This window comes from Leifsonia sp. T36S-04, assembly GCF_042465655.1.
Lineage (GTDB): Bacteria > Actinomycetota > Actinomycetes > Actinomycetales > Microbacteriaceae > Leifsonia.
Map to the genome: position 1 here is coordinate 375,072 of NZ_CP146286.1, position 25,390 is coordinate 400,461.

25 protein-coding genes are annotated in these 25,390 nt (G+C 67.9%); 16 read left to right on the top strand and 9 right to left on the bottom strand.

Annotation, left to right across the window (positions count from 1 at the left end; all coding sequences use genetic code 11):
* Positions 1–47 precede the first annotated feature (47 nt).
* The 5 genes from P3F85_RS01805 to P3F85_RS01825 all read right to left on the bottom strand — a co-directional run bounded on the left by P3F85_RS01805 (position 48) and on the right by P3F85_RS01825 (position 4,936).
* Positions 48–767 (bottom strand): hypothetical protein, encoded by a 720-nt coding sequence (locus P3F85_RS01805; RefSeq protein WP_374009556.1) that lies wholly within the window; start codon positions 765–767, stop codon positions 48–50.
* A 71-nt stretch (positions 768–838) separates the two neighbouring features.
* Entirely contained in the window at positions 839–1,627 is a 789-nt protein-coding gene (locus P3F85_RS01810) for a phosphatase PAP2 family protein (protein ID WP_374009557.1), read from the bottom strand.
* Positions 1,624–2,427, bottom strand: a complete 804-nt coding sequence (locus P3F85_RS01815; protein ID WP_374009558.1) for a phosphatase PAP2 family protein — start codon at positions 2,425–2,427, stop codon at positions 1,624–1,626. Before P3F85_RS01815 ends, P3F85_RS01810 begins: the two co-directional genes overlap by 4 nt.
* Entirely contained in the window at positions 2,411–3,235 is an 825-nt protein-coding gene (gene ppk2, locus P3F85_RS01820; protein ID WP_374010979.1) for a polyphosphate kinase 2, read from the bottom strand. The genes P3F85_RS01815 and ppk2 overlap by 17 nt, the downstream gene beginning before the upstream one ends.
* Before the next feature lie 114 nt (positions 3,236–3,349).
* On the bottom strand, positions 3,350–4,936 hold the full coding sequence (locus P3F85_RS01825) for a phospholipase D family protein (protein WP_374009559.1): 1,587 nt from the start codon (positions 4,934–4,936) through the stop codon (positions 3,350–3,352).
* 152 nt (positions 4,937–5,088) lie between these two features.
* Here P3F85_RS01825 and P3F85_RS01830 point away from each other — a divergent pair, with 152 nt between their 5' ends.
* Complete coding sequence (locus P3F85_RS01830; RefSeq protein WP_374009560.1) at positions 5,089–5,937, top strand: DUF1206 domain-containing protein; 849 nt, start codon at positions 5,089–5,091, stop codon at positions 5,935–5,937.
* Positions 5,938–5,956: 19 nt separating this feature from the next.
* Here P3F85_RS01830 and P3F85_RS01835 read toward each other — a convergent pair whose 3' ends face one another.
* Together P3F85_RS01835 and P3F85_RS01840 are read right to left on the bottom strand one after the other, a co-directional pair.
* Positions 5,957–6,583, bottom strand: coding sequence for a LuxR C-terminal-related transcriptional regulator (locus P3F85_RS01835; RefSeq protein ID WP_374009561.1), 627 nt, complete (start codon positions 6,581–6,583; stop codon positions 5,957–5,959).
* Positions 6,580–7,764 (bottom strand): sensor histidine kinase, encoded by a 1,185-nt coding sequence (locus tag P3F85_RS01840; RefSeq protein WP_374009562.1) that lies wholly within the window; start codon positions 7,762–7,764, stop codon positions 6,580–6,582. The genes P3F85_RS01835 and P3F85_RS01840 overlap by 4 nt, the downstream gene beginning before the upstream one ends.
* Before the next feature lie 165 nt (positions 7,765–7,929).
* Here P3F85_RS01840 and P3F85_RS01845 point away from each other — a divergent pair, with 165 nt between their 5' ends.
* The 4 genes from P3F85_RS01845 (at position 7,930) to P3F85_RS01860 (ending at position 10,452) form a co-directional block, all read left to right on the top strand.
* Positions 7,930–9,000: an FtsX-like permease family protein gene (locus tag P3F85_RS01845; protein ID WP_374009563.1), complete on the top strand. Its 1,071-nt coding sequence runs from the start codon at positions 7,930–7,932 to the stop codon at positions 8,998–9,000.
* Positions 8,997–9,725, top strand: a complete 729-nt coding sequence (locus P3F85_RS01850; RefSeq protein ID WP_374009564.1) for an ABC transporter ATP-binding protein — start codon at positions 8,997–8,999, stop codon at positions 9,723–9,725. Before P3F85_RS01845 ends, P3F85_RS01850 begins: the two co-directional genes overlap by 4 nt.
* Before the next feature lie 68 nt (positions 9,726–9,793).
* On the top strand, positions 9,794–10,000 hold the full coding sequence (locus P3F85_RS01855; RefSeq protein WP_374009565.1) for a hypothetical protein: 207 nt from the start codon (positions 9,794–9,796) through the stop codon (positions 9,998–10,000).
* A 35-nt stretch (positions 10,001–10,035) separates the two neighbouring features.
* Positions 10,036–10,452 carry an MBL fold metallo-hydrolase gene (locus P3F85_RS01860; protein ID WP_374010980.1) on the top strand — a complete coding sequence of 139 codons (417 nt, stop codon included), beginning with the start codon at positions 10,036–10,038 and terminating at the stop codon, positions 10,450–10,452.
* Here the strand turns inward: P3F85_RS01860 and P3F85_RS01865 are convergent.
* The gene (locus P3F85_RS01865; protein ID WP_374009566.1) at positions 10,425–10,829 is read right to left on the bottom strand and encodes a VOC family protein; all 405 of its coding nucleotides are present in this window, start codon (positions 10,827–10,829) and stop codon (positions 10,425–10,427) included. The two genes, P3F85_RS01860 and P3F85_RS01865, sit on opposite strands and share 28 nt — an antisense overlap.
* Before the next feature lie 25 nt (positions 10,830–10,854).
* Entirely contained in the window at positions 10,855–11,457 is a 603-nt protein-coding gene (locus tag P3F85_RS01870; protein WP_374009567.1) for a GNAT family N-acetyltransferase, read from the bottom strand.
* A 158-nt stretch (positions 11,458–11,615) separates the two neighbouring features.
* Here P3F85_RS01870 and P3F85_RS01875 point away from each other — a divergent pair, with 158 nt between their 5' ends.
* From P3F85_RS01875 to P3F85_RS01925, 11 genes are all read left to right on the top strand, one after another.
* Entirely contained in the window at positions 11,616–12,014 is a 399-nt protein-coding gene (locus P3F85_RS01875; protein WP_374009568.1) for a hypothetical protein, read from the top strand.
* 26 nt (positions 12,015–12,040) lie between these two features.
* Positions 12,041–14,899 carry a nitrilase-related carbon-nitrogen hydrolase gene (locus tag P3F85_RS01880; RefSeq protein ID WP_374009569.1) on the top strand — a complete coding sequence of 953 codons (2,859 nt, stop codon included), beginning with the start codon at positions 12,041–12,043 and terminating at the stop codon, positions 14,897–14,899.
* A gap of 179 nt (positions 14,900–15,078) precedes the next feature.
* Positions 15,079–16,158, top strand: coding sequence for a sugar ABC transporter substrate-binding protein (locus P3F85_RS01885; protein ID WP_374009570.1), 1,080 nt, complete (start codon positions 15,079–15,081; stop codon positions 16,156–16,158).
* A gap of 99 nt (positions 16,159–16,257) precedes the next feature.
* Positions 16,258–17,766, top strand: coding sequence for a sugar ABC transporter ATP-binding protein (locus P3F85_RS01890; RefSeq protein WP_374009571.1), 1,509 nt, complete (start codon positions 16,258–16,260; stop codon positions 17,764–17,766).
* Between the two features lie 73 nt (positions 17,767–17,839).
* Entirely contained in the window at positions 17,840–18,907 is a 1,068-nt protein-coding gene (locus P3F85_RS01895; RefSeq protein WP_374009572.1) for an ABC transporter permease, read from the top strand.
* A 55-nt stretch (positions 18,908–18,962) separates the two neighbouring features.
* On the top strand, positions 18,963–19,991 hold the full coding sequence (locus tag P3F85_RS01900) for a LacI family DNA-binding transcriptional regulator (RefSeq protein WP_374009573.1): 1,029 nt from the start codon (positions 18,963–18,965) through the stop codon (positions 19,989–19,991).
* Positions 19,988–20,929 carry an aldo/keto reductase gene (locus P3F85_RS01905; protein ID WP_374009574.1) on the top strand — a complete coding sequence of 314 codons (942 nt, stop codon included), beginning with the start codon at positions 19,988–19,990 and terminating at the stop codon, positions 20,927–20,929. The genes P3F85_RS01900 and P3F85_RS01905 overlap by 4 nt, the downstream gene beginning before the upstream one ends.
* A gap of 43 nt (positions 20,930–20,972) precedes the next feature.
* Positions 20,973–22,622, top strand: a complete 1,650-nt coding sequence (locus tag P3F85_RS01910; RefSeq protein WP_374009575.1) for a GMC family oxidoreductase — start codon at positions 20,973–20,975, stop codon at positions 22,620–22,622.
* 32 nt (positions 22,623–22,654) lie between these two features.
* Positions 22,655–23,371, top strand: coding sequence for a gluconate 2-dehydrogenase subunit 3 family protein (locus tag P3F85_RS01915; protein WP_374009576.1), 717 nt, complete (start codon positions 22,655–22,657; stop codon positions 23,369–23,371).
* Positions 23,372–23,502: 131 nt separating this feature from the next.
* Positions 23,503–24,486, top strand: a complete 984-nt coding sequence (locus tag P3F85_RS01920; RefSeq protein ID WP_374010981.1) for a LacI family DNA-binding transcriptional regulator — start codon at positions 23,503–23,505, stop codon at positions 24,484–24,486.
* Positions 24,487–24,544: 58 nt separating this feature from the next.
* Positions 24,545–25,372, top strand: coding sequence for a hypothetical protein (locus P3F85_RS01925; RefSeq protein WP_374009577.1), 828 nt, complete (start codon positions 24,545–24,547; stop codon positions 25,370–25,372).
* The last annotated feature ends 18 nt before the right edge of the window (positions 25,373–25,390 follow it).

Below are 25,390 nucleotides of genomic sequence, written 5' to 3' on the forward strand. Positions count from 1 at the left end.
TTTGTCCTGCGGCGAGGGATTCGGAGGGTTCGCTTTCCGGAGAGCCGTTAGCTGAGGAGGAAGCGCAGTTCTTTCATCTCGCAGACAGCGTCTATCGGGTCGCCGGCGACCTCCTGTGCGACGCGGTCCTCGCTGGTTTGACGGCGCACCTCGACGAGCGCCAGAGCCCGGCTCGCAAGGAGCTCCAGGGAGCGGACATCCACGGCGTGCGACCGGCCGAACGGCAACTCGACAGCGCCGACCGCCAGCACGCGCCGGGCGTGCCGCGGTGCGTCGTCGACGACGGCGAAGGTCTTGGTGCTGTCTGCGCCGTAGTGGGCATGCAGGTACTGGTCGTTCTGCAACAGCAATGCAGCGTGCGCTGAAGCGAGGGGCTCGGTCTCCGGGGCGATCTCCTCGGCGAGACGGGTGGCGGCGGGATCGTCCGCCTCGACCCGGAACGCTTCGGCATAAGACACCAAGGCCGTCCGCCAGACCGTGTCGAGCACCTCGGGCACCTCGACGTCGAGACGCACAAGCTCGCGGTAACCCTCACACAACCGCAGGCACCGACGCAGATGATTGGCCGCTCTCGTTGCCGCGGCCAGGTCTTCCGCCACGTGGCCCTCAAGCTCCACGATGCGGTTCCCCTCCGGCAGCGTCGGGCGAGCGTAGATGTCCTCGCCATCGACTACAAGGTCGAACGCGGTGAAGATCGATTCTCTGACACGGTCCATGATTCCGACCTCTCCGCGCCCCATCATGCTCGCGTCGTGGCCGAGCGGCAATCATGAACTCTGCCGAGCTCGTCGCCGTCCGAGGCGACGCCGATCTCCCTACTTCACGGATGACCCGGACCTCAGCGAGGGTGCGCGGAGCCTCCCCGCCCCGTGACTCCTCCGGGGAGGACGGGATGACGGTCCACCGCGACCCAGATCGGTGGGTGGGGCCGCCGTCGTTCCCGGTACAGCTTCAAAGCGAACGGCGCCCAGATGATGATCGCGACGGCCGCCCCGACGAGCATGCCCCCGACGGTGTCCGAGATCCAGTGGGCGCCGAGATAGGTGCGGCTGAGCATCATCAGCACGGTGTAGATGGCGCCCGTGATCCAGATCCAGGTGCGCCAGAAGATGATTGCGAGGGTGGTCGCGACGAGGGCCGCGTTCGCGCTGTGACCGGAGGGGAACGAGCCGAAGTCGGGGTGCACGAGGATCTCGGTTGGCCGAGGGCGTCCGACCAGGTTCTTGATGATGGTCACGATCGTTCCGCTCGTCACCGCCGCGATCGTGAAGTAGAGCGCGGCCCAGGGGCGCCGCCAGATCAACAGGCCGCCGATGATGGTGAGCGGAACGAAGACGATCGAACTGATGCCGCCACCCACCCAGTCGAACACCAGTGCCGGGACAGTCCACACCGGTGCGCGCGCTTCGACGAGCTCGCCCATCCACTCGACCTCGAAACCGAACGGCTTGTCGGCTTGCCGGTAGAAGATCACCGCAGCGAGCAGGAGGACGAGGAGGAGCGCCCCGGCGCCCGAGACGACCCACCAGAGCCGTGCGATCTTGACCTCGCCCGGAGCATCCGTGGCGACGACCTCTTCGATCTCGCTCTTCGGGCCGCCGGCCGCTCCGTTCTGCACGCCGCTCATGGCAGTCGGCCGGCCGCGGTCACCTGGCCTGCAACTGGGTCCTGGGCCGATGCGTGCTCCTCGCCCGCAGGTCCCACCCGGACGGTCCGCCAGGTGTCGACCGCGACCACTCCGCCGACCACGACCAGGGAGAGCGACACCGAACCGAGCACATCCGTCGGCCAGTGATAGCCGAGGTAGACCCGGCAGACTGCCGTCGCGATCGCGAGCAGGGCCGCCACGACGAGCGCGATCACGGTCGACACGGGATTCCGGCGACGCGAGAAGACCAGATAGGTGGTGATCAGGAGGAAGTCGATCGCACCCATCACATGCCCCGACGGGAACGAGGGGGTGTGGTCGACACCGATGAGCATCGCATCGATCGGCGGCCGGTCGCGGCCGATGACCGGCGCGAGGATCTGGACGATCGCGACGCCGACGATCATGCCCGCCGCCAGGAGGAGCGGTCGCCACGCATGCCGTGCCGCCAAACCCCACCACACCGCGGTGACGAGGACGATGATCGGCATGGCGACCGGGCCGAAGACCGTAGCGATGGTCGCCATCACGACGGTCAGCGTCGGTGTTCGCATGCCCTCCAGCCAGGCCTGAATCGGTTTGTCGATCGCCGAAAGCCCGTCACTCTCGCGGACCGAGTCCAGAATGACGAGGAAGGCGACCAGCCCGACCACCATCAGAACGGCCGAGATGATGTAGAGGTTGCGCCGGGAGGAGGCCGGTACCGTCCGCACCTCGACGATGAACTTCTCGTGCAGCCGGCGCATCCTCGCGCGGCGGTCGCTAGGCGCTGAGGTCATCGGACGCTCGATCGGGCACGTACTTGTACAGCTCGCGCAGCGGCCGGACGTAGTCGTCGGCCGGTGGTCGCTCGGGGAGTTTCAGTTTCTTCGGCTCCAGCTTCTCGTACGGGATCTGAGACAGTAGGTGACTGATCACGTTCAGGCGGGCCGACTTCTTGTCGTCGCTCTCGACCGTCCACCACGGTGCTTCCGGGATGTCCGTCACCGTGAACATGTCGTCCTTGGCCTGCGAGTACTCCTCCCAGTGGGTGATCGAGTGCAGGTCCGTCTCGGAGAGCTTCCACCGGCGGATCGGGTCCTTGAGTCGTTTCGTGAACCGCTTCTGCTGCTCGTCATCGGACACGGAGAACCAGTACTTGAACAGCATGATGCCGTCTTCGACGAGCAACCGCTCGACCGCAGGAACCTGGCGGAGGAACGTGTCGTACTGCTCCGGTGTGCAATAGCCGAGCACGTGCTCCACACCGGCGCGGTTGTACCAGGACCTGTCCATCAGTACGATCTCCCCGGCCGCAGGAAGCCGCTCGATGTAGCGCTGGAAGTACCACTGGCTCTTCTCGCGCTCGGTGGGAACCCCCAGCGCGACGACCCGGGCGGACCGTGGATTGAGGTACTGGATGATCCGCTTGATCGCGCCGCCCTTGCCGGCGGCATCGCGCCCTTCGAAGATCACCAGAACGCGGGCTCCGGTTGCGACGACCCACTGCTGCATGGCCACCAGCTCGACCTGGAGCCGCTTCAGCTCAGCTTCGTACGCCGCCGTGCTCGGCCCGTCCGCCTTCGACTTCTTCTTCGGAGTGCTCATCGCCACCTTCGGTTCTCGCATGCCCGCTAGAGCATACGGCGAGATCGCCGCGCTCGATCCGGGGTTGAAACCCTCGCGATTCGTGCTACGCGCGCGGGCGTGCTGTCCTCCCGATCAGAACTGCGAGGTTCCGCGCAGCCGGCGGGGGCGCGCATCCGGGTCGACGATCAGGCGATTGACGGGCTCCGCCCAGAGGCGCTGAGACCGCGACACGGGCTCGACGATGTGGTGTCGCGCCTGCCCGGTGGGCCGCGGCGAGCGGGACCCGCTCGAGTGCCAGCGATCGAGCGTGTCCGCGCTGGCCCGCCAGAGAGCCAACCCGTCCGTCGTGTCGAGCAGCCGGGGATCGTCTTCGGCGAGGCCGAGGTGCTCCGCCCACAGCCGGAGGCGGAGATCCCGGGCCAAGCGGGCGGAGGTCGGGCCGCCCGGCGTGGTGTCGACGACGGCGCAGGTGAGTTCGCTGTCGGTCGTCCAGGAGCGGCGGTTGAAGTTGTCCGACCCGCAGGTCATCCAGAGGTCGTCGATGATGCAGAGCTTCGCGTGGACGTAGACCGGGGTGGACGCGCCGTTCTCGAGATCGAATGCACCGAACCGGTCGGGGGCGGCACTGCGCAGGGCCGAGAGTGCCCGGAGCTGCCCCACCCGCCGCGGGGGCCCGGAGAGGAAGCCGTCCGAGTCCGGATACCTCGGGAGCACGACGATCACCTGCAACGTCGGAGTGCTTCTGAGCGCATCGGCTATGGCAGTGACCACCTCCCTCGACCACAAGTACTGGTCCTCGATGTAGATGAGCGACTGAGCCAGGGCGATGGCTTTCGCGTAGGCGTGCGCGATGCTCCGTTCGCCGTGCGGGGCGAAGGGGAACCGCGGCCGTTTGGGCCCGTAGGTCCGCAGCAGCTGCACGGCGTGGGGTCCTGCGGGAGCCGGGGCCGGCGCGGCCTCGGGAAGGGGGCGGGGGTGACGCGGCATGTCGGCGAGTCGTTGCAGCAGCATCCGGTAGGGGTTGCGATGGTCGAGCGGATGCGGGTCGTTCCACCGTTCGGCGAACACCTCCAGCACGTCTGCGACCACAGGCCCGCGCAGCTCGAGCGCCGCGTCATGCCACGGCGGCGTCTTCCCGTAGCGGGCGTCCATGGATACGGCCTGCGGGTCTCCGCCGTGGCGCGCATCGTCGCGTCGACTGTGCGAGAGGTCGATCCCTCCGACGAACGCGACGTCGCGGGACGGGTCGTCGCTCCGACGGAGCACGAAGAACTTCTGATGGTGCGACCCGAATCGGCGCACCCGCTGGTCGAGCAGCACCTCTCCGCCCGCGTCGTTGATCTCTCGCCCCAAGCGCGCATTCGACCGACTGCTGATCGGCGCGGAGACCCGTTCGCCGTGGGATCGCCAGACCAGCCCACGCACCTCCACCCCTGAGCGGGCCAGGTCGGCCAACAGCTCACCGATGGTGGGCCCCTCCGGCCGGAGTCGCTCATCCCTGTCGCCGCGCCAATCGGTGAACCACACACGGTCGCCGGCGCGCAGCGCGGACAGCTCTTCGTACAGCCGCTCGAAGTAGGTCGCACCGTGCACGAGCGGGCGGACCAGGTTTCCCTCCGACCACGACGCCCGGGACGCGTCACCCGCCTGCACTTCGGATGCGGGGTTCCCTCGTTCCTCGCGAGTGAGGAACCAGGCAGCAGGGTCAGCCTTCGCCACGCCGGCCATCCTCTCCGAGCACGAGTTCATCGAGATCGTCTCGCGCCCCATTCTTCATACACCGCGTGCGAGCGCGCGACCGAAACATGCTTTGATGTTCAATTGCCGTGAGGATCGCATTCGTCCGGTTCAGACTGAGGGAGGCTTCGCCGATGAGCATCAGGGCGAGTGGTGCTGGGTCCAGCGATGGCCTCGTGGGCAAGGCCGAGCTGCGCAAGGCGGCGCGCATCGCGGGCGACAGCAAACTCCTCGAGATCCCGGCCCGCGCGGGGTTCGCGGCAAGCGGCCTCATCCAGGTGCTTCTGGGCGGCCTGGCGATCCAGCTCGGGACGACCCATGTCGGCGAACCCGACCAGACCGGCGCTCTCGAACAAGTGACGAAGATCCCCGGCGGCTTCGTCGTGCTGTGGATCGCGGCGATCGGCCTGTTCGCGCTCGCGCTCTGGTTGCTGACCGAGACGATCCTGGTGAGAGGTGGATCGCCGTCGCGTCGCTGGTCGCGACGATTGCAGCATCTCTCCAAGGCCGTGGCCTACGCCATGCTCGGCCTCACGGCGGTGGCGTTCGCCGAAGGGCACCCGACCCATGCGACCGAGACGACCCGGCAGCTGAGCACGGGGATACTGTCGACGCCGGGAGGTCAGGTCCTGCTGGGCGTGCTCGGCACCGTGACCTGCGGTGTCGGGGTCTACTTCGTCGTCAAGGGGGTCCGGCGCCGCTTCCGCCGCGACATCCAGCTGCCGCCCGGAGCAACAGGACACGGGATCGTGATCCTCGGAGTGGTCGGCTACCTCGCGAAAGGCATCGTCGTGATGCTGGCGGGCGCGGCCTTCGTGCTCGCCGCCGTGCGCGCTGAGGCGGAGACCGCGACCGGCCTGGCCGGCGGACTCGGCACGTTGGAGGAGTTCCCGCTCGGCGGCGTGCTGATCATCGCACTGGGCGCAGGGCTGATCGCGTCCGGCGTGTACAACATGGCGCGAGCGTGGCTGGCGCGGTTCTGACCCGTTGCCCGCGTGGTCCCTATCGCAGGATGCCTCGTCGTCGCGCGGCGGAGACGGCGGCTGTGCGGGAGTTGACGTCGAGCTTGGAGAAGATGTGGGACAGATGGGACTTCACGGTCGTTTCGCTGATGAACAGTTCCTGGGCGATATCGGTGTTCGAGCGGCCGGCGGCGACGAGTTCGAGGACCTGGATCTCCCGGCTGCTGAGGCTGATCTGGGGTGCGCGCATCCGGCTGAGGAGGCGGGAGGCGATGACGGGAGCGAGGGCGCTCTCACCTGCCGCGGCCGCGCGGACGGCGGCGATCAGTTCGTGGGGCGGCGCATCCTTGAGGAGGTAGCCGCTGGCACCCGCCTCGACGGCGTTGAGGATGTCGGAGTCCGAGTCGTAGTTCGTCAGCACCAGGACGTACGGCGGGGCCTCGAGGGCGCGGATGCGGCGGGTGGCGTCTGCTCCGGTGGCCGTCTGCTGTGAGCCGAATTGAAGGTCCATCAGGACGACGTCCGGGTTGGTGCGTTCTGCGAGGTCGACGGCTTCGTCGGGGGTGCTCGCTTCGGCGAGGACCTCGACGTCGTCTTCGAGGCTGAACAGGGCGACGAGTCCGGCGCGGACGATGGGATGGTCGTCCGCGATCAGAAGCCGGATCATGCGACCTCCGCCAGGTGGAGGTCCACGGCCAGGGTCGTCCCGCGGCCGGGGGCGGCATCGATGGTCAGGACTCCGCCGAGCTGCTGCACCCGCTCGGTGGTGGCTCGAAGCCCGAAGGAGTCCGACTTCTCGGCGGCATCGTGGAGGACGTGCTGCGGGTCGAATCCGGTTCCGTTGTCGGTGACGGCGAAGTGGAGCCGGTCGTCGGCGACGGCGACGGTGATGGTCGCGGAGGTGGCATCGGCGTGCTGGATGACGTTCGCGATGGCTCCCTGGGCGATGCGCAGCAGCGCGGTCTGGAGATGCATGGGCAGCGTGATCGTGTCGGAGACCCGCACCTGGACGTCGAGTCCCTGGTTCGCCCACTGGGTGCGGGCGAGCCGGCGGAGTGCCCCGCCGAGGGTCTGGTCGTCGAGCTGGGGTGGCGTGAGCTCGCGGATGAATCGGCGTGCTTCCGCAAGGTTCGCGGCGGCGGTTTCGCGCGCCAGCCGGATGTGCTCGATGCCGGGCCGGCCCGGGTCGGCGCGTTCGGCGGCGTGGAGCAGCATCTGGATGCTGGAGAGTCCTTGAGCGAGGGTGTCGTGGATCTCGCGGGCAAGGCGAGCCCGCTCGGCCAGGACCCCCTGTTCGTGCTCGGTGGCGGCGAGCTGCCCCTGGGTGGCGATCAGCTCGTGGACGAGCGCTTCACGCTGTTCGGCTTCGCGGGCGAGAGCTTGGTAGCCGAGCCCGATGAGCAATGCGACTCCCGCGCCGACAAGCGGGCCGACGACCCCGCCAACGGTCCACCCGCTGTGCATGCCGAGTGCACAGATCGCGACGATCGTCGACAGAAGGATCGCGGCCGAACCCCACCAGCGGCCGAGTAGGTGGAGGTAGAGGAAGAACAGCGGGAACACCAGGTAGGCGGCATCCGGGATCAGCCACAGCAGAACCACCCACTCCGCTGTCAGGACCGCCAGCCAGGCCAACTGCAGCAGTCGGTGCGCTCGGGCCGGCCGGGTCAGCAGGGCGCCGCACGCGTAGGTGAGCCCGAGGAGCACCGCCACCGCGATCACGGCGACGCTCGCATCCGTCGGGGACACGATCGCGCGGACGACGACCAGCACGGTGAGTGCGGCGAACAGGACGTGCAGCCCGGTGCGCAGACCCACGAAAACGGGGGTCAATGCGGTGTGGGCCATGGGCTGAACTCTACGCGGCGCGGGGTTGACGGTCATCGTCCAAAAGGACGATCGGAGGCTGCACACTTCGGGCGCGAAACCGTGTCCGGGTGGCCGATGACCCGGCCGCGGCGGACGGCGAGAGTGGAGTAGTCACCCCGTCCGGTGGCAGGAAAGGCACACCCCATGTTCGTCGCACTCCGCGACCTCCGTTTCGCGCGGGGCCGATTCGTCCTCATCGGCTCGGTCGTCGCCCTCATCACCGTTCTCGTCGGGTTCCTCAGTGGTCTGACCGGCGGTCTCGCCACCCAGAACGTCTCCGCGGTGCTGGCGCTGCCCGCCGACCGCGTGGTGTTCTCCGCACCGGCCGCAGGTGATGGCGGCGCGAGTTTCTCCGACTCGGCCATCACCCGGCAGCAGGCATCCGACTGGGCGGCGACGAAGGGCGTCACAGCTGCCACTCCTGTCGGGATCAGCCAGACCCGGGGCGAGGCCGGTGACACCCGCGCGGCTATCGCGGTATTCGGTGTGGAACCCGGATTCGACGCAACAGCCCCCACGGAGAACGGCCGGCTTGGCCTCTCCGACCCCGCCGCGAAGGCCCTCGACGTGAGCACGGGCGACGAGGTCACGATCGCCGGCACCGGCTACACCGTCGAGACGATCGGCGGGGACGGCTGGTACAGCCACACCCCGGTCGTGACGATGACCCTCCACGACTGGCAGGCCTACTCCGCTGCCACCGGAAATCCCGACGTCTACGCCACCGTCCTCGCCGTGACGGGCACTCCTGACTGGGAGGCCGCCGATGCCGCGACCACCACCGTCTCCGAGTCCACCGTCGGGACCCTGATGGCCTTGAGCGCGTTCCGCTCCGAGATCGGATCGCTGCTCCTGATGGTCACCCTGCTGTTCGGGATCTCGGGGCTCGTGATCGGCGCCTTCTTCACCGTCTGGACGATGCAGCGCAAAGGCGACATCGCCGTCCTCAAAGCCCTCGGCGCCAGCACCCCGTCTCTTATCCGCGACGCGCTCGGTCAGGCCCTGATCGTGCTGCTCCTTGGAATCGGCGTCGGATTGGGGCTCGTTGCCGCGTTCGGCTCGCTGGCGGGCACCGCGCTGCCGTTCCTCCTCAGCCCGATCACCACCGTGCTGCCCGGGGCGGTCATGATCCTCCTCGGTCTCGCCGGGGCTGCGTTCGCGCTCCGTTCCGTCACCTCCGCCGACCCCCTCACCGCCCTTGGGAGCAACCGATGATCCGCCTGAACAACATCACCCTCACCTTTCCCGATGGCGACGCCCGCGTGACCGCCGTCAACGACATCTCGCTTACTGCCCACCCGGGGACCGTCACCGGGATCACGGGACCCAGCGGATCCGGCAAATCCAGCCTCCTTGCCGTCGCGGCCACACTCATCCACCCCGATTCGGGGCAGGTCCTCATCGACGACATCGACGCCACCCGGTTGAACCGCGCCGAATCGGCCGCGCTGCGCCGCGAGAAGATCGGGATCGTGTTCCAGCAGTCCAATCTGATCCCGTCGCTCACCGCACGCGAGCAACTGACCGTCATGAACGAACTGGGCGCCCGCTTCAGCCGACGCCACCGCACCGACGCCACCGCCCGGGCGGACATGCTCCTGGACGCCGTCGGTCTCGCAGCCCACGGCGACAAGAGACCGCATCAGCTCTCCGGTGGTCAGCGCCAACGCATCAACATCGCCCGCGCCCTCATGAACGAGCCCAGCGTGCTCCTCATCGACGAGCCCACCAGCGCCCTGGATCAGGAACGGGGTGCGAGCATCATCGACCTCATCCTGCGGCTGACGGACGAACGGAACACCTCCACCCTGCTCGTCACCCACGACCTGATCCACCTGCCGCGGATGCACGGGACGGTCCAGCTCATCGACGGCCGCCTGGTCGACCCAGAGGCACGGGTGGATGCGGCCGAGACAGGAACGCGGCCGGCCCGTTCATAGGTCGCACGAGCGGTGAGTGGCAGAGTGGTCACACCGCGAGGCGCGGCATCTCATCGTGTGGAGGGCTCATGGAGTTCCAGAAGGCGACCGATTCCGTCCGTCCGGCGCGCCCGACGATCACTCGCCTTCGCGTGGGTGATCTGCTGGCCGGAGACGAGCGCCTGCCCATCAACGTGCACGTCATCTACCATCCCGAGGCCCGTATTCTCGTCGACACGGGCCTCACCCAGCTGCATCCTGCCGTGGAGGATATGGACCCCGCATCCAGCCGCTGAACGAACTCCCCGGCTTCGACCCGGACAGCATCGACATCGTCGTCAACACCCACCTGCACTTCGACCACGTGGGAGGAAATCACCTCTTCGCCGGGCGGCCGATCTACGTGCAGCGCGCCGAGTACGACGACGCGCACGCCGGCGAGTACACGATCCTCGACTGGGTGGATGCCCCGGGCCTCACGTACACGCTGGTGGAGGGGGAACTCGAGCTCGTCCCGGGTGTCCGTCTCATCCCCGCCCCGGGGCACTCGCCGGGGTCACAGATCGTCGTGGTCGAGACCGACGGGCGTCCCGCTGTGATCTGCGGCGACAGTGCCGTCTTCTACGACGAGCTGGATCATCCCACCACCGAGGCGCAGCGGCTCATCCGCAGCCTCGACCCTGGCGAGGTCTGGCTCGCCCACCAGGACGCTCCCTGGACTCAGCCCGCCGTCCGCGGCGGGTTGTAGGCGAACTCGATCCGGATGCCGTTGTCGTCCTCGACGTGCGCCGCGTAGTAGCGATCGTTGTACCGCGGGTACTCCTTCGGCTCCCGCACGGAGGTCCAGCCGGCGTCGAGCGCGATCGCATACAGACGGTCGACCTCGACGCGCTCGGCGATATCGAAGGCGAGGTGCTGCCACCCGACGCGACCGTGCCGGTGCGGTCCCGAATCGGGCTCGCGGGCGGGGAAGAGGATCAGCTCGGTCTCCGTACCGCAATCCCAGGAGACGCCTCCTTCGGCGTCGTGCCGGGTGTATCCGAGTGCGGTCAGTACGGGGTCGAACTGCTCGGTAGCGGCCGGGAGGTCCGCAACGCTGATGCCCAGGTTATCCACTAGCGCCATGTCGGGGAGTCTAGCGAGCACTGCGTCATGACAGCGGTGGCTCGGCCGCTTCGACGTGGATGCGCATGACGGTCTTGCTCGTGCCGATGTGGCGCTCGAAGACGAAACCGGCCTTCTCGAACATCGCGCGCGTGCCGTTGTGCAGGAACGACGACGACGTTCTCTTGCCCGGCGCCAGCTCGTTCGGGAACGAGACCACCTCGCCTCCGCCGGCTTCGGCGATCAACGCGAGCGCTCCATCCAGTGCCTCGCGCGCGACGCCCACCCGCCGGTTGTCGCGGTCCACGAAGAAGCACGTGATGCGCCAGGGGGCGGGCGACGTCTCGCCGGCGTCGTATTGCTTGCGGTGATAGATGCGCGGAAGCTCCTGAGGGCTCCCGTACTCGCACCAGGCGATGGCGCGATCACCCTCGAACACGAGTGCCGCATGGGCGACGCCCTCGTCGACCAGTCGTTTCTTGAACGTCGGCCCGTCGTAATCGGCTTTCACGGTCTGGGAGGTGTCCCCATGGAAATAGGAGCAGTAGCAGCCGCCCCAGACGCCGTTGTGCTTCTCCGCGAGCGCCAGCCACGCCGGGAACGTCTCCGGAGTCAGCGGCTTGATCGTGTGAAGGCGGCATGACCCCATGGTGCGCCGCCCGCGACTCGGCGACAAGAGGGATGTGAGCGCTGCCCCGGCAGGTCAAGTTGCGCGACGCCTTTGGGCCGGACAGGACGTAGTCCGGGTTCGATGCGCCGCGTAGCGTCCAGCGGTACCAACCACCGCTGACATGTTAGGGAGCCATCATGGCCGAGAACACCAACGAGGAGGACCGGACGCCCGCGCAGGACGACTTCGTCCTCGCGATCGAGAGCGGCCCGCTCGCCGAAGTCGAGATCGTCGAAGTCGACGACGGCTCGCATGTGGACGTCTCGATCAACGCCGTAGCGGTCGACCCGGACACCGGAGAGGCAGTGCCGGTGAGCATCGCGCTGAACGCGGACGATTCCGCGTACGTGGTCACGGTCGCCGAGGACGAGTTCGTCGTTCCTCTTCAGGAGACGAGCGAAGAATCGAGTCACCGGCAGGCGGGCTCCATCCGTCCGCTGCGCACGCTTCAGCAGCTCGCGCAGCGAGTGGAGCAGGAGACCAAGGGGATGGCCAAGCGGCTGGCAGAGAAATTCAAGCGCGGGCGCGACGACTGAGCCGGCCGGCGCTTCGTGTACCGCCGATGAGGGCACAACTCGGCCGCCGCGAGATCGTCGTCGCAGTGTGCAGCGTTCTCATCGCTTCGGTGCTCATCGGTGTCGCCCACTATGCGGGCGACCCGCTCTGGATTCGTGAGCACCTTCACCCGGTCTCAGGATCCGATGTCGCGCTCTGGCAGGTGCAGACCACCTTCCTGTCTGTCGGATTCGCCGGCCTGACGATCGCGGCCCAGCTGTTCGCGGAAGCTCCTCTGGCGATCGGGGCATCCCGGGGCCGGGTCCTCGCCTACATCGGTGCGGGGTGGTTCGTCAGCGTGGGCCTGGTCGCGAACGCCCTCATGGCGCTCGAGTCCATCTGGCTTCCGAGCGCGACAGGGGTTGTGATCGCGTTCGCGTGGTTCGTCGCCACCGCTGTCCTGCTCCTGGTCTCGACCTCCCGGCTCACCCGGCTGTTCGGCCAGCCGTCCCGGCTGGACGAAGTCGTGCGATCGTCGCTGGTCGACACGCTCTCCGATCGCCTCGACCGGATGTCCGATCGGTATGCGGGTGCGACGAAGGGACTGGACGGACTGCTGGCGTCGGACGCGGACTCCCGCACCTCCACGCGGTCCGTCTCGACCGTGAAGGTGCCGATCGCCGAGGCCGGGCGCGTCGTCAAAGCCATCCGGCCCAAGGCCGTCCGCCAGGCGATCGCGTCGCTCGGCATCCCGGCTCTCCGAAGCGGTGCGGAGGCTCAGGGCACTTCTGACGAATATGTCCCACCTCGCATCGTGCTGGACATCCGCCCGGGCGACCGCACGCGGTTGGGGGATACTGCGTTCCGGGTCATCACTCCGGCTCCCCTCGAGGCGGCTGCAGCCGGGCGGGTCGTCCGGCTTCTCCAATCGAGCGTGGAACTGGAACCGCCTGGAGCGGTGACCCCCTACGAGGAGACCGAGCACGAGATCGCGACGCTGAAGGACGCGATCGGTACGAACCTGCGTTCCGGGGCGCTGTCCACCGCGGAACGCGCTCTGGAGGTTCTCGGGCACGTCGTCCGGGGCGTGTGGGTGGCCCGGACCGATGGCTCCGACCTGTCCCACGGCACATCGTCCGCACCGGGACGCGGGCTCACCGAGAGCATCAGCGACGTCGAACAGGACGTCCTGCTTTCGCCGCAGGCGGCCCAGGTCTTCATCGACGCAGCGACGATCCGGACGCTCGAAGCGCCGGGAACCGGTTCGCCCGAGTACGTCGGCGAGTGCCTCGCCAGCTTCACGAGGCAGTGGTCCGACATCCTGAGCCAAGGAGGACCCGAATTCGACGGGATGCCCCGCCGCATCGTCGCCTCCATCCGCAACCTCGCCGTGTACTCCCGCCCCGCCGACCACGAGCCGGAGGTCCTGCGGTCGGGCGGCGTCTGGGCGATGGTCGAACTGGTCAAGCTCGCCCTCGATGCCGAGAGGCCGGATGTCGCCGCGATCGCGGCGGAAGAGCTCCGGGGGCTCTTCGAATCCGATGAGGTCGGCTCCGCTCGCTCCGAAGTCCGGGCAGGACAGCTCGTGCTCTCCGCCTGGCTGGGGTACCTCGCCGAAACGAACGACCGACGCTATCCGGCCGACTCGGGTCTCGAAGCGACTGTGCGTCCGGACGGGTCGTGGCACGACATCTTCGCGGCCAGGGATGTGATCGACCGCGGAACGCCCTTCAGCCGGTGGGATACGTGGGAGACCGAGAGCGCGACGGCCGGCCACGACAGGGGGTCGAAACTGCCGGGCTTCCTGGATCGCGCGCAACTGTCGGCGCTCGTCGGCACGTCCGGAGTCCTTCCGGATGCCGGAGACGACGAGACGGCCGACGAATACGAGCGGCTCCTCCGGTTGATCCCGGACGCCACGAAGCGCATCATCTCGTTCATGAAGACGGCGGTCGGCGTGGCGTCGACCGAGGGCTACCCGGTCAAACTGGTGGTCATCCCCGAGATGGCGATCCAGGGCATGCACATGGCGTTCCACGCAGGCGACCGCGAGTATGAGAAGAAGTTCGCCCGCACCATCCCCGGTCCCGAGACCGACGAGCTCGGCAAGGCCGCTCGTGAGCTGAACACCTACATCGCCGGCGAGCTCTACCTGGTCGCAGACGATGACTTCCCGGACCGCTACTTCAACTGCGCGTTCATGATCGACCCGAACGGCGAGGTCATCTACCGCCGTGCGAAGGCCACCTCGGACGGGTTCGAGGGCGGCACCCTCGGCACCACGAACCTCCACGACCTGTGGGACGAGTGGATCGTCAAGAAGGGGAACGGCAACGTCATGGACGCGATCTACCCCGTGGCCAAGACCCCGGACATCGGCAACATCGGCTACGTCATCTGCCACGAGGGCGCCTACCCGGAGATCGCGCGCGGACTGGCCATGAACGGTGCGGAGATCCTCATCCGCGCCACGCTCATCGAGCCCCAGACCTCGCAGGGCATGTGGGAGGTGCAGAACAAGGCGCACGCGCTGTTCAACAACGCGATCGTCGTGGCGCCGAACCTCGGCCCCGAACTCGGCCCGGACGGAGTCATCAACGACCTCTTCGGCGGCCGCTCGATGATCGTGAACCAGCGCGGCAAGATCATCACCGAGACGCCCGGCGTCACGGCCGGCGACACCTTCGTCAGCACGACGATCGACATCGACGCACTGCGTCGCGATCGCCAGTCGAATGGCGTCTTCAACGGCTTCAAGGACCTCCGCACCGAGCAGTACGCGGCGATCTACGAGAAGCCGATCTACCCCAAGAACCAGTACCTGGACGTCCCTCCCGGGGAGGACTGGCTCGCCCGCGAGCGCGCAACCCGCGCCCGCAACATCAAGCTGCTCGAGGAGCGCGGGGTCTTCACCCCGCTCGACTGAGCCCCTGCTGTGGCGGCACCCCGGCGCCGTCAGGCCCCCTTCGTCCGGGGTGCCGCCGCGCACAGCTCTCACTGATCCGTTCCATCCGCACCACTGGCAGCATCCGCACCACCTGGCACCACCCGGCACCACATCACCCGGCTGTACCCAGCACCGATCACTCACAAGGAAGTGGAAAAATGATCAGCACCCGTACCCGAACCATTCTCAAAGTCGCAGGCATCGCGGCGGTCACCGCCGTCGTGTTCACCGGATGCGCACGCGGCGGAACCGACGGCCAGGCGGCCGCGAGCGACGCGGACAAGAAGGCCGGCAAGGGCCTCGTCATCGGCTGGAGCCAGCGCGGCATCAGCGGCAGCGACTGGTGGAAGACCCTCGTCGAGGGCGGCCAGTCCGAAGCCAAGAAGCTCGGCGCGACCATCCAGCTCCTCGACGCCAACGGCGACACCGTCCGTCAGAACGCCGACGTGCAGACCCTCATCACGAAGAACGTCGACGTCGTGATCATGAACCCGAACGACCCCATCGGAGTGGGCGCCTCGGTCGCCGCTCTCCAGAACGCGAACGTCCCCCTCGTCACCGTCAACTCGAACCTCGACCCGTCGCTGGTCAAGGACATGTACTGCTACGTCGCGGAAGACCAGGGCTACACCGGCTCACTGGCGGGCGAGGTCGCCGCGAAGAAGGCGATCGCCAAGTTCGGCGAGACCGGAGAGGTCAAGGTCGTCGGCATCGGCGGCTTCCCCGGCGACGTCCTCAGCGACCTGCGGTTCAACGGGTTCATGAAGGGCTACGAGGGCGTGATGAAGAAGTACCCCGGCATCACGACCAAGAAGCTCGAGACGAAGTACGGCGAGTGGAAGCCGGACAAGGCGCTCGGACCGATCCGCGACGTCGCGACGGCCAACCCGGACCTGAAGATCGTCTACAGCATGAGCGACGTGATGGAGGGCGGCATCGAGCAGGGCCTCCAGCAGGCGGGCATCTGGGGCGACGGCGTGATCGTCGCCGGCTACGACGGCGGGATGAACGCCGTGAAGGAGATGGTCGACAACCCCGCCGGCCCGCTGCAGGCGACCGCCTCCAACCAGCCGTGGGACCAGGGCGTCGCCGCGGTGAAGATGGCCGTCGCCGCCTACAACAACGACAAGTCCGCGTGCCCCAAGAAGGAGGTCTTCATCAAGACCACCGTCGTCACGCCGGAGAACGCCAAAGAGTACTACAAGCCCGAAGACACGTACGTGCGGGCGAACGGCTAGGTACCGGCAGGTACCGCACAGAGTCGCTGCGCCCGATGTCATCGGTTCGGGCGCAGCGACCACATTGATACGACACTCACGAGGAAGTGCAGAGAACGTATGGACGAGCTTCAGCTCGAAGGCATCACCAAGGGCTACCTGGGTGTGCAAGCGCTCAAGGGAGTGAGTTTCTCGGTCAAGCGGGGAAGCATCCACGCCCTCGCGGGCCAGAACGGGGCCGGCAAGTCGACCCTGGTGAAGATCCTCTCCGGAGCCGAGACGCCCGACGGCGGGACGATCCGCCTGGGCGGCGAGGTCATGAAGTTCCGCGAGCCGACGGATGCGCAGGATGCGGGCATCCACACCATTTATCAGGAGCTGAGCCTCGTGCCGTCGCTCTCGGTGGCCGAGAACATCTTTCTCGGAAAGCTGCCGAGCAAGGGAAGCGTCGTCAACTGGGCAGAGATGCAGGCCAAGTCGCGCGAGGCGCTGGCCCGCGTCGGCTTCGACCTCGATGTGCGACAGCCGGTCTCGAGCTTCTCGGTGGCCGAGCAGCAGGCCGTCGAACTGGCGAAGGCGCTGCACAAGGATGCACGGGTGCTGCTGCTCGATGAGCCCACGTCCACACTTCCTCTCCCCGACGTCGAGCGGCTGTTCACCGTGCTGCGCCGGCTGGCTGCCGACGGCGTCACCCTCCTCTACATCTCTCACCGCATGGATGAGCTCTACAGCCTGTGCGACGCGGTCACGGTCCTCCGCGACGGCGTGACCGCGGCCGATCTGTCCACAGCCGACACCAAGCCGGCGGACGTCGTGACGGCCATGGTGGGCAAGAGCCTCGAAGGCTCGATCGCGGATGCCGCCCTGCGCGGCGAGCGCAGCCCACGGCTGGGAGCCGGCCGCACGGACACGATCCTGATGTCCGCCCGCGGCGTCGGCGAGGACGAGCGCGTGGCCGGGATCGACTTCGACCTGTACCAGGGCGAGGTGCTCGGCATCACCGGCCTGATCGGCTCCGGCCAGTCGGAGCTCGCCGGCCTGCTCGCCGGCGCGCGGAAGAAGACGGACGGGGAGCTCCGCCTCGACGACAAGCCGGTCACGTTCACGTCGCCGGGCGAGGCGATCCGGCGGGGGATCGGCCTCCTGCCGCAGGACCGCAAGGCTCAGGGCTTCATCCCCGAGATGGGCGTCGCCGGCAACATCACCCTGGCGAGCATGCCCATGTTCAGCCGCCTCGCCGTGATCGACGGCAAGCGCGAGAAGCGGGCGGCGCAGGACATGGTCACGCGGCTCGGGATGAAGGTCTCCAGCGTCAACCAGCCGATCAAGACCCTGAGCGGCGGGACGCAGCAGAAAGGCATCCTCGCCCGCTGGCTCGTCCGCTCCTCCCGTCTCCTCATCTGCGACGAGCCGACCCGCGGTGTGGATGTCGGCGCCAAGGAGGACATGTACGAGCTGATCCGAGACTTCGCCCGCTCGGGCGGGACCGTGATCATCGCGAGTTCCGAGATCTCCGAGGCGATGATGTGCGACCGCGTCCTCGTGATGGCACGCGGCCGCGTGGTCGCCGAATTCGACCACGACGAGATCGACCCGCACGGACAGAGCATCCTTCAGCTGCTCGCCTGAGCCGCCCAGCGGCACCCCCCGACGCAAACCACTGACTGCAACCACTCGTTGCACCCCACTGACGGGAAAGACAATGTCGAACAACACCCTCAAAGAGCCGGTGAAGCCCACCCGCGAGTCCTCAGCCGCGCACCCGCGCTCCGCCTGGGGGAGTGTGGCCAAACGCATCCTGCCGAAGAGCTACCTGCTCCTCGTGCTGATCGTCATCATCGTGATCGGCTACTACGTCTCGGGCGACTTCCTCACTCTGCGGAACGCGGACAACGTGATCGCGGCCGCGTCCATCGTCGCCGTGCTCGCGGTCGGCCAGTTCTTCGTGATCCTCACCGGGGGCATCGACCTCTCGGTCGGGTCGATCCTGGCGATGTCCACGGTGATCGTCGCGCTGACGCTGCAAGCAGGGATGGCGACGGGACTTTCGGTCGCGTTCACCCTGTTCTGCTGCGGGATCGCCGGACTGGTGAACGGCATCCTCGTGGTCTGGCTGCGGATCCCGCCCTTCATCGCCACGCTGGCGATGATGAGCGCGGTCAAGGGCTTCAGCTACATCATCCAGTCGACGAGTCTCATCCAGATCACCGACCAGGCGTTCATCGACATGTTCTCCCGCGGATCCTCCCTCGGCCTGCAGAACCCGGTGATGATCTTCCTGGTCGTCACGGTCATCGCCGCACTCGTGGCGAAGTTCACCACCTTCGGCCGCTCGCTCTACGCGATCGGCGGCAACCCGGAGGCCGCGCGCCTCTCCGGCCTCCCTGTCGCCCGCAACCTGCTCATCACCTACACGATGTCGGGTCTGCTCGCGGGTCTCGCCGGCCTGATCGCCGCCGCGCAGCTGCGACAGGGCAGCTCCCTCATCGGAGTCGGCTACGAGCTGGACGCGATCGCAGCGGTCGTCGTGGGCGGCGCATCCCTCATGGGCGGCAAGGGCGACCCGATCAGCGCCGTGATCGGCGTGTTCGTGCTCGCCACGATCATCAACATCATGAACCTGGTGGGGATCTCCTCGGAGCCCCAGCTCGTGATCAAGGGCGCCGTGATCGTGATCGCGGTCTTCCTCTCCAGCGCGGGAGGTGTGCAGCGGATCTCCGGATTCTTCCGGGCGCATCTCCACCGCCGCCCGGCCCGGGCAGCGAGCTAGACCGATGTCGGCACCTTCGAGCACAGAAACGCAATCGACAACTCGCGGTGCCAGGATGATCGATGTCGCACGCCTCGCGGGGGTGTCCCAGCAGACCGTCTCACGGGTGGTCAACGGGAGCCCCAACGTCGCCCCGGACATCCGGGAGCGGGTGGAGCTGGCGATCCGGCAGCTGCGGTACCGCCGCAACCCGGCCGCCCGGGCCCTCGCCAACGGCCGCACGATGAACCTCGGGATCGTCAGCTTCGGCCTCGCCCAGTACGGCCCGTCCGTCGCCCTCAGCGGCATCGCCGATGAGGCGCGGAAGGCGGGCTACGCGACCAACCTCGTCACCCTCGGCGATGTCGACCGGGTGGCCATGAAGGCCGCTCTGGACCACCTCGCCGAGGATGCGGTCGACGGGATCGTCGTGCTGGCGCCCGTGCAGGCGGCACTCGAAGCGATCTCAGGGCTGGAAGCGGGCGTTCCGCTCGTGTTCTTCGAGCCGGGAGCGGCCGAGGGGACGACGAGCGTCGCAACCGACGAAGTCAGCGGCGCAGCGCTCGCCACCCGGCACCTGCTCGACCTCGGACACGACACCGTGTGGCAGGTGGCCGGCCCCGCCGGCTGGCTGGGCAGCGAGGCACGGCTGCGCGGCTGGTCGGAGACCCTCGCGTCGGCCGGTCGCGTCACGAACCCGGTGCTGTCGGGCGACTGGTCGACGACCTCCGGGTACGCCGCCGGTCGCGAGATCGCCCGCAACCCGGAGATCACCGCGGTGTTCGTCGCCAACGATCAGATGGCTCTCGGCGTCGTCAAAGCGCTCTCGGAGAGCGGGGTCCGGGTCCCGGAGGACGTCAGCGTCGTCGGGTTCGACGACGTCCCCGAGGCCCGCTACTACCGGCCAGGACTGACGACGGTGCGCCTCGACTTCGAGGAGGTCGGACGCCTCGCGGTCGACCGCATCCTGCACCTGATGCGCGGCGGCCAGGTCGACCCGCTGCCCCGGGTGCTTCCCCGACTCGAGGTGCGCGACAGCACCGCACCCCCCTCCGGAACCCCACGAACCGTCGACCGCCACTCAGATAGGAAGCACAGCGCATGACCATCAAACAATTCGGACGCACCGACCTCACCGTCTCCGACATCTGCGTCGGTACCAGCGCCCTCGGCAGTTTCCCCACCCAGTACGGGTACGAAGTCGACACGGAGACCGCCGTCGCGACCATCCGCCGTGTCTTCGAAGGGCCGTTCACCTTCATCGACACCTCGAACGAGTACGGCGGCGGGGAGAGCGAGAAGCGCATCGGGCGCGCGATCCGCGAGAACGGAGGCGTCCCGGCGGGGGTCGTCGTCGCCACCAAGGTCGACCCGATCCCCGGGACGTCGGACTTCTCCGGCGACCGCGTGCGCCGCTCGGTCGAAGAGAGCCTCGAGCGCCTCGGCCTCGACAGGCTGCCGCTCGTCTACCTCCACGACCCGGAGAAGATCAGCTTCGAGGAGGGTGTTGCCCCCGGCGGCCCCCTGGAAGCGTTGATCGCGCTGCGCGATCAGGGTGTCATCGACTACCTCGGCGTCGCCGGCGGACCGATCGACCTCGAGCTGCAGTACCTCGCGACCGAGGCGTTCGACGCGGTCATCAGCCACAATCGCTTCACGCTGGTGGACCAGTCGGCCGAGCCCCTGCTCGACGACGCGTCGGCACGCGGTGTCGCGTTCGTGAACGCGGCCCCCTTCGGCGGCGGGATGCTCGTGAAGGGACCGGATGCAGTCCCCACCTACTGCTACGCCCCCGTGAGCGACGAGGTGCTCGACCGCGTTCGCCGCATGGAGGCCCTGTGCGCGGAGCACGGAGTCCCGCTCGCTGCTGCGGCACTGCAGTTCTCGCTGCGCGACCCCCGCGTCACCTCGACGATCGTCGGGATGTCCGAGCCCAAGCGCGTCGCGCAGACCGCTGAGCTCGCCGCCGTCGAGATCCCGGACGCGCTCTGGGATGCCCTGCTGCCGATCGCGCAGCTCGGCCGCACCGGCGTGCTGGCGTAGTGCGCATCCCGAGCCCACATCTTCCAGAAGGAAAGGACACAGAATGACCACCCTCAAGAACCCCGAGCCGGTCGACGTCGTCATCGTCGGCGCGGGGGCAGGCGGAGCGACCGCCGCCAAGGTGCTGACCGAAGCCGGTCTCCGCGTCGTGGGGCTGGAGCGCGGCCCGTGGCTGAAGCCGGAGCACGCATCCGGAGACGAACTGAAGTTCCTCAACCGCAACTTCATCTGGCAGGACCCGAAGCTCAAACCGCGCACGTACCGTCAGAACGACAGCGAGGAAGCCGTCATCACCAACTTCTCGGCGACCCCGCAGGTCGTCGGCGGCGGGACCACGCACTGGGGCGGGATGGTGCCGCGCATGACGGAGAACGACTTCCGCCTCCGCTCGCTGCACGGCGATGTCGAGGGAGCGAGCCTCGTCGACTGGCCGATCACGTACGACGACCTCGAGCCGTACTACACACGCGTGGAGTGGGAGTTCGGCACGTCGGGACTGGGCGGGGCCAACCGCTGGGAGGGTCGCCGCAGCCGTGACTACCCGACCAAGCCCGCGCCGCTCAGCCAGATCGGCCGCAAGTTCGCGACCGCCATGGACAAGATGGGGCACAGCACGTTCCCGATGCCGCAGGGCATGGTGACCGAGCCGTACCGCGGCCGCAAGCCGTTCAGTGAGAACGGGTTCTGGCAGCAGTACCCGGACCCGGGCAACGGCAAGTCGTCGACGCTGATCAGCTTCATCCCGGATGCGGTCAACACCGGTCTCTACGACCTGCGCTCCGACTGCTACGTCAGCGAGATCCTCGTCGACAAGACCGGCAAGGCCATCGGCGTGCGCTACCAGGACGAGAACGGCAACGAGTTCGTGCAGAACGCCAAGGCCGTCATCGTCTGCGGCGGCGGGATCGAGACCCCGCGCCTGCTGCTGATGTCGAAGTCGGCCCTGTTCCCGGACGGTCTCGGCAACGGGAGCGGCCAGGTGGGCAAGAACGCCACGTTCCACCAGTACTCGTTCTCGGTCGGGCTCTTCGACAAGGAGCTGCACGACCCGCTCTACGGCTGGTCGGGCCACTACATGAACCTGTGCTCGTTCGACTTCTACGAGACGGACGAGTCACGTGGTCACATCCTCGGCTCGCTGATCTTCCCGTCGATGCTCGGGCATCCCGTCAACTGGAGCTTCCCGGGTCGCCCCACCTGGGGTCAGGCCGCCAAGGACGCCGACCGCGAGCTGTTCAACTACAGCATGAAGATCGGCATCCTCCTCCACGACCTCCCCGTCGAGTCGAACCGGGTGGATCTCGACCCGACGGTGAAGGACGCCTGGGGTCTGCCGGTCGCCCGGATCACGCACACGCCGCACGCGAACGACTTCGCCCAGGAGAAGTGGCAGGTGAAGAAGAACGGGGAGATCCTGGAGGCCGCGGGAGCATCCAAGGTCGTGCCGGTCAACATGGAGCGCATCACCGGGAACACCTCGCACGAGCTCGGCACGGCGCGCATGGGTAACGACCCGGCGACGTCGGTCGTCGACAAGTGGTGCCGTTCCCACGAGGTGCCGAACCTCTATGTGTTCGACGCCAGCTTCTTCCCCACCGCCACGGGCATCAACCCGGCGCTCACCATCATGGCGAACGCCTGGCGCTGCGCCGACCGCATCATCGCCGTGGACCGCCACGGCTGGACCGACTGACACACGCCGACCTCAGAGGAGACGACGAAACAATGGGACAGGCAGAATGGGTCACCGTACCGATCTCGACACGAGACACGGATGGGCCGCTGTTCTTCACCGAGCACGAGTGGGCGACTGTCGAGGCCGCCACTGCGCGCATCATCCCGACGGACCACCACCCCGGAGCCAAGGAGGCGGGGGTGGTCCGCTTCATCGACCGGATGCTGGCAGGGACGCAGTTCGTCTTCCCCGCGGCTGACGGCAAGGGGTTCCTGCGCATGGAGGGCCTCGAGCAGGACGCGTGGCAGGAGCGCATCGAGAGCCGGCAGAAGTTCTACCGTGAGGGGATCGTCGAGCTCGACGGCATCGCCTCCGATAAGTTCGGCGCCGACTTCGTGGACCTCGACCCGGACCAGCAGGACACGGTCCTCGAGATCATCTCGAAGAAGGAGAAGCCGGCGAAGTTCGTCTTCGCCGAATCCGACGGCCAGGGGAGCGGGGGAGCCCCGGCGGGCAACCAGCCGGTGAACGAGGACTTCCTCGAGTTCTTCCCGCTCCTCGTCCTGAACACCCGGCAGGGGTTCTACGGAGACCCGGTCTACGGCGGGAACGACAACCGGGTCGGCTGGCGGGTCATCGGGTTCCCCGGGCCGCCGTCGCTGGCGGCGACCATGGACGGCAGCTACACGACGCTGGAGTACATGATCCCGGAGGCCGAATGGCCGTACGAGCAGCACCCCGCGGTGCTGCGATACGGAAACCGCTGAGCTCTCCGCTCAGCTGCGGCTCGTCTGCGGCTCGTCTGCGGCACCGGCCGGGCGCTCACGGGCGCCCGGCCGGTCGCGGCCATAATTGGGGCATGACGGAGACGAGAAGCGACGCCCCGCGTGCAGCGCGAATGGTCGATGTGGCACGCCTCGCCGGAGTCTCCCAGCAGACGGTATCCCGCGTGGTCAACGGCCACAGCAACGTCTCTCCCGACATCAGGGACCGGGTGGAGGCCGCCATGGCGCAGTTGCGCTACCGCCGGAACTCCGCCGCGCGGGCGTTGGCGACGAGCCGCTCGATGAATCTCGGCGTGCTCAGCTATGCGCTCTCGGTGCACGGTCCTGCGCTGGCGTTGTTCGGCATCGCGGAGGAGGCCCGTCGGAACGGCTACTCGACGAGCCTCGTCAGCATCGCGGAGGTCGACCAGGCCAGTATTCGGGCGGGCCTGGATTCCCTCGTCGACGGCGGGGTGGATGCCATCGTCGTCCTGGCGCCGATGACCGCGGCGACGGAGGTCCTGCAGCGGCTCGACACGGATGTGCCCGTCGTGAGGTTCGAGCAGGGGTCACCGGCGGGACCCGCGACGATCTCGATCGACGAGACCCTGGGCGCCCAGCTCGCCACCCGCCATCTGCTGGACCTCGGACACGAGACCGTCCACTTCATCGGGGGTCCCGCGGGATGGATGGCGTCGGAGGCGCGCAGGCGCGGATGGCAGACGGAGCTCGCCCTTGCAGGCCGACCGGTCCCCGCCGAGTTCGAGTCGGACGACTGGTCGGCGGATGCCGGTTACCGCGCCGGGCTCGCGATCGCCGCCGACCGGTCGATCACGGCCGTGCTGGCGATCAACGACGTGATGGCGCTCGGCCTGATGAAGGCTCTCGACGACCACGGGATCAGCGTTCCCGGCGACGTGAGCGTGGTCGGTTTCGACGACCGCGACGAGTCGGCCTTCTTCCAGCCCGCCCTGACGACGGTGCGACTGGACTTCACCGCGGTCGGACGTCGCGCCGTCGAAAGCGTGCTCGGCGCGTTGCGGGGCGAGACCCCCGCCACCATCCCGCTGATCCAGCCCGAGCTGAAGGTACGGGACAGCACGAGCCCGCCCCGCTGAGTCGTCGGCGAAGAGCGCACTCGACCGTTCGATTCGATGGTGTTGCTAGGGTCTAGCCATGATTCGTACCGGGGGCGGTCGCGTCGTCGCGGCCATGGTCGCGGCCTGTGTGGTCGGCCTGATGTCGGGATGCGCGCTGCTCACCCCGCCAAGCCATCCGACCCCGACACCGAAGGCGGAGACTGCGGACCCGGTGCCCATCGCCCAGCAGCTCCCGAACCTGCTCATCGCGGGTCAGACGATCGGGACGGGATCGCTCCAGGTCATCGACCATGAGCCGATCCCGGGCGGGGTCGCCGAGCACCCGCTGACCGGGGGCGTGCGCATCGTGGTCCGCCAGGACCGCGGCATCGAGGTCCGCATCCGCCCGGACGCACCCGCACCAGCGAGCCTGGACGGGATCGACCTCATGATGACCGGCAAACGGCACGACGGCCTTCCGGAGAACATCCAGGATCAGAACTACTTCGCGCTCGGGTCGGACCTGGTGACCACCGACGCGGACGGCGAACTCGTTCTGCCGTTGATGGGTGATCTGCCGTCCTTCGGCGATCCGTCCTTCCTGCACTCGATCGAGGAGTCTCCGGCCGGGGACGCGCGGGTGTTCGCAGCCGCAACGATCGCGTGGACGCTCCCCGCCGCGTACCCCGGCCTGAAGGCAGTGGACCACGGCGTGGAGCCGTACGCCCACGGGCGCGCGATCATCGAGGACGGAACGCTGGCCTACTACATCCCCAACCCGTACGACACGATCTACACCGTGACCCGGCGGTTCGGTCTGACCGAGGCGCAGCTGGTCTGGCTGAACCCCGAACTTCTCACGCAGTCCCCTGAACCCGAGCTCACGAGCGGGATCGGCGTCAATCTCGACCCCGCCCGCCGGTGATCGCGGTCGCCGACGGGC

What these genes read in the sequence shown, in the direction of transcription:
- ppk2 (WP_374010979.1), bottom strand. Translation starts at nt 3,235, where the DNA reads ATGAGCACTCCGAAGAAGAAGTCGAAGGCGGACGGGCCGAGCACGGCG.
- P3F85_RS01815 (WP_374009558.1), bottom strand. Translation starts at nt 2,427, where the DNA reads ATGACCTCAGCGCCTAGCGACCGCCGCGCGAGGATGCGCCGGCTGCAC.
- P3F85_RS01905 (WP_374009574.1), top strand. Translation starts at nt 19,988, where the DNA reads ATGACCATCAAACAATTCGGACGCACCGACCTCACCGTCTCCGACATC.
- P3F85_RS01810 (WP_374009557.1), bottom strand. Translation starts at nt 1,627, where the DNA reads ATGAGCGGCGTGCAGAACGGAGCGGCCGGCGGCCCGAAGAGCGAGATC.
- P3F85_RS01835 (WP_374009561.1), bottom strand. Translation starts at nt 6,583, where the DNA reads ATGATCCGGCTTCTGATCGCGGACGACCATCCCATCGTCCGCGCCGGA.
- P3F85_RS01885 (WP_374009570.1), top strand. Translation starts at nt 15,079, where the DNA reads ATGATCAGCACCCGTACCCGAACCATTCTCAAAGTCGCAGGCATCGCG.
- P3F85_RS01880 (WP_374009569.1), top strand. Translation starts at nt 12,041, where the DNA reads ATGAGGGCACAACTCGGCCGCCGCGAGATCGTCGTCGCAGTGTGCAGC.
- P3F85_RS01845 (WP_374009563.1), top strand. Translation starts at nt 7,930, where the DNA reads ATGTTCGTCGCACTCCGCGACCTCCGTTTCGCGCGGGGCCGATTCGTC.
- P3F85_RS01875 (WP_374009568.1), top strand. Translation starts at nt 11,616, where the DNA reads ATGGCCGAGAACACCAACGAGGAGGACCGGACGCCCGCGCAGGACGAC.
- P3F85_RS01900 (WP_374009573.1), top strand. Translation starts at nt 18,963, where the DNA reads ATGATCGATGTCGCACGCCTCGCGGGGGTGTCCCAGCAGACCGTCTCA.
- P3F85_RS01830 (WP_374009560.1), top strand. Translation starts at nt 5,089, where the DNA reads ATGAGCATCAGGGCGAGTGGTGCTGGGTCCAGCGATGGCCTCGTGGGC.
- P3F85_RS01865 (WP_374009566.1), bottom strand. Translation starts at nt 10,829, where the DNA reads ATGGCGCTAGTGGATAACCTGGGCATCAGCGTTGCGGACCTCCCGGCC.
- P3F85_RS01890 (WP_374009571.1), top strand. Translation starts at nt 16,258, where the DNA reads ATGGACGAGCTTCAGCTCGAAGGCATCACCAAGGGCTACCTGGGTGTG.
- P3F85_RS01915 (WP_374009576.1), top strand. Translation starts at nt 22,655, where the DNA reads ATGGGACAGGCAGAATGGGTCACCGTACCGATCTCGACACGAGACACG.
- P3F85_RS01855 (WP_374009565.1), top strand. Translation starts at nt 9,794, where the DNA reads ATGGAGTTCCAGAAGGCGACCGATTCCGTCCGTCCGGCGCGCCCGACG.
- P3F85_RS01870 (WP_374009567.1), bottom strand. Translation starts at nt 11,457, where the DNA reads ATGGGGTCATGCCGCCTTCACACGATCAAGCCGCTGACTCCGGAGACG.
- P3F85_RS01850 (WP_374009564.1), top strand. Translation starts at nt 8,997, where the DNA reads ATGATCCGCCTGAACAACATCACCCTCACCTTTCCCGATGGCGACGCC.
- P3F85_RS01840 (WP_374009562.1), bottom strand. Translation starts at nt 7,764, where the DNA reads ATGGCCCACACCGCATTGACCCCCGTTTTCGTGGGTCTGCGCACCGGG.
- P3F85_RS01910 (WP_374009575.1), top strand. Translation starts at nt 20,973, where the DNA reads ATGACCACCCTCAAGAACCCCGAGCCGGTCGACGTCGTCATCGTCGGC.
- P3F85_RS01925 (WP_374009577.1), top strand. Translation starts at nt 24,545, where the DNA reads ATGATTCGTACCGGGGGCGGTCGCGTCGTCGCGGCCATGGTCGCGGCC.
- P3F85_RS01920 (WP_374010981.1), top strand. Translation starts at nt 23,503, where the DNA reads ATGGTCGATGTGGCACGCCTCGCCGGAGTCTCCCAGCAGACGGTATCC.
- P3F85_RS01895 (WP_374009572.1), top strand. Translation starts at nt 17,840, where the DNA reads ATGTCGAACAACACCCTCAAAGAGCCGGTGAAGCCCACCCGCGAGTCC.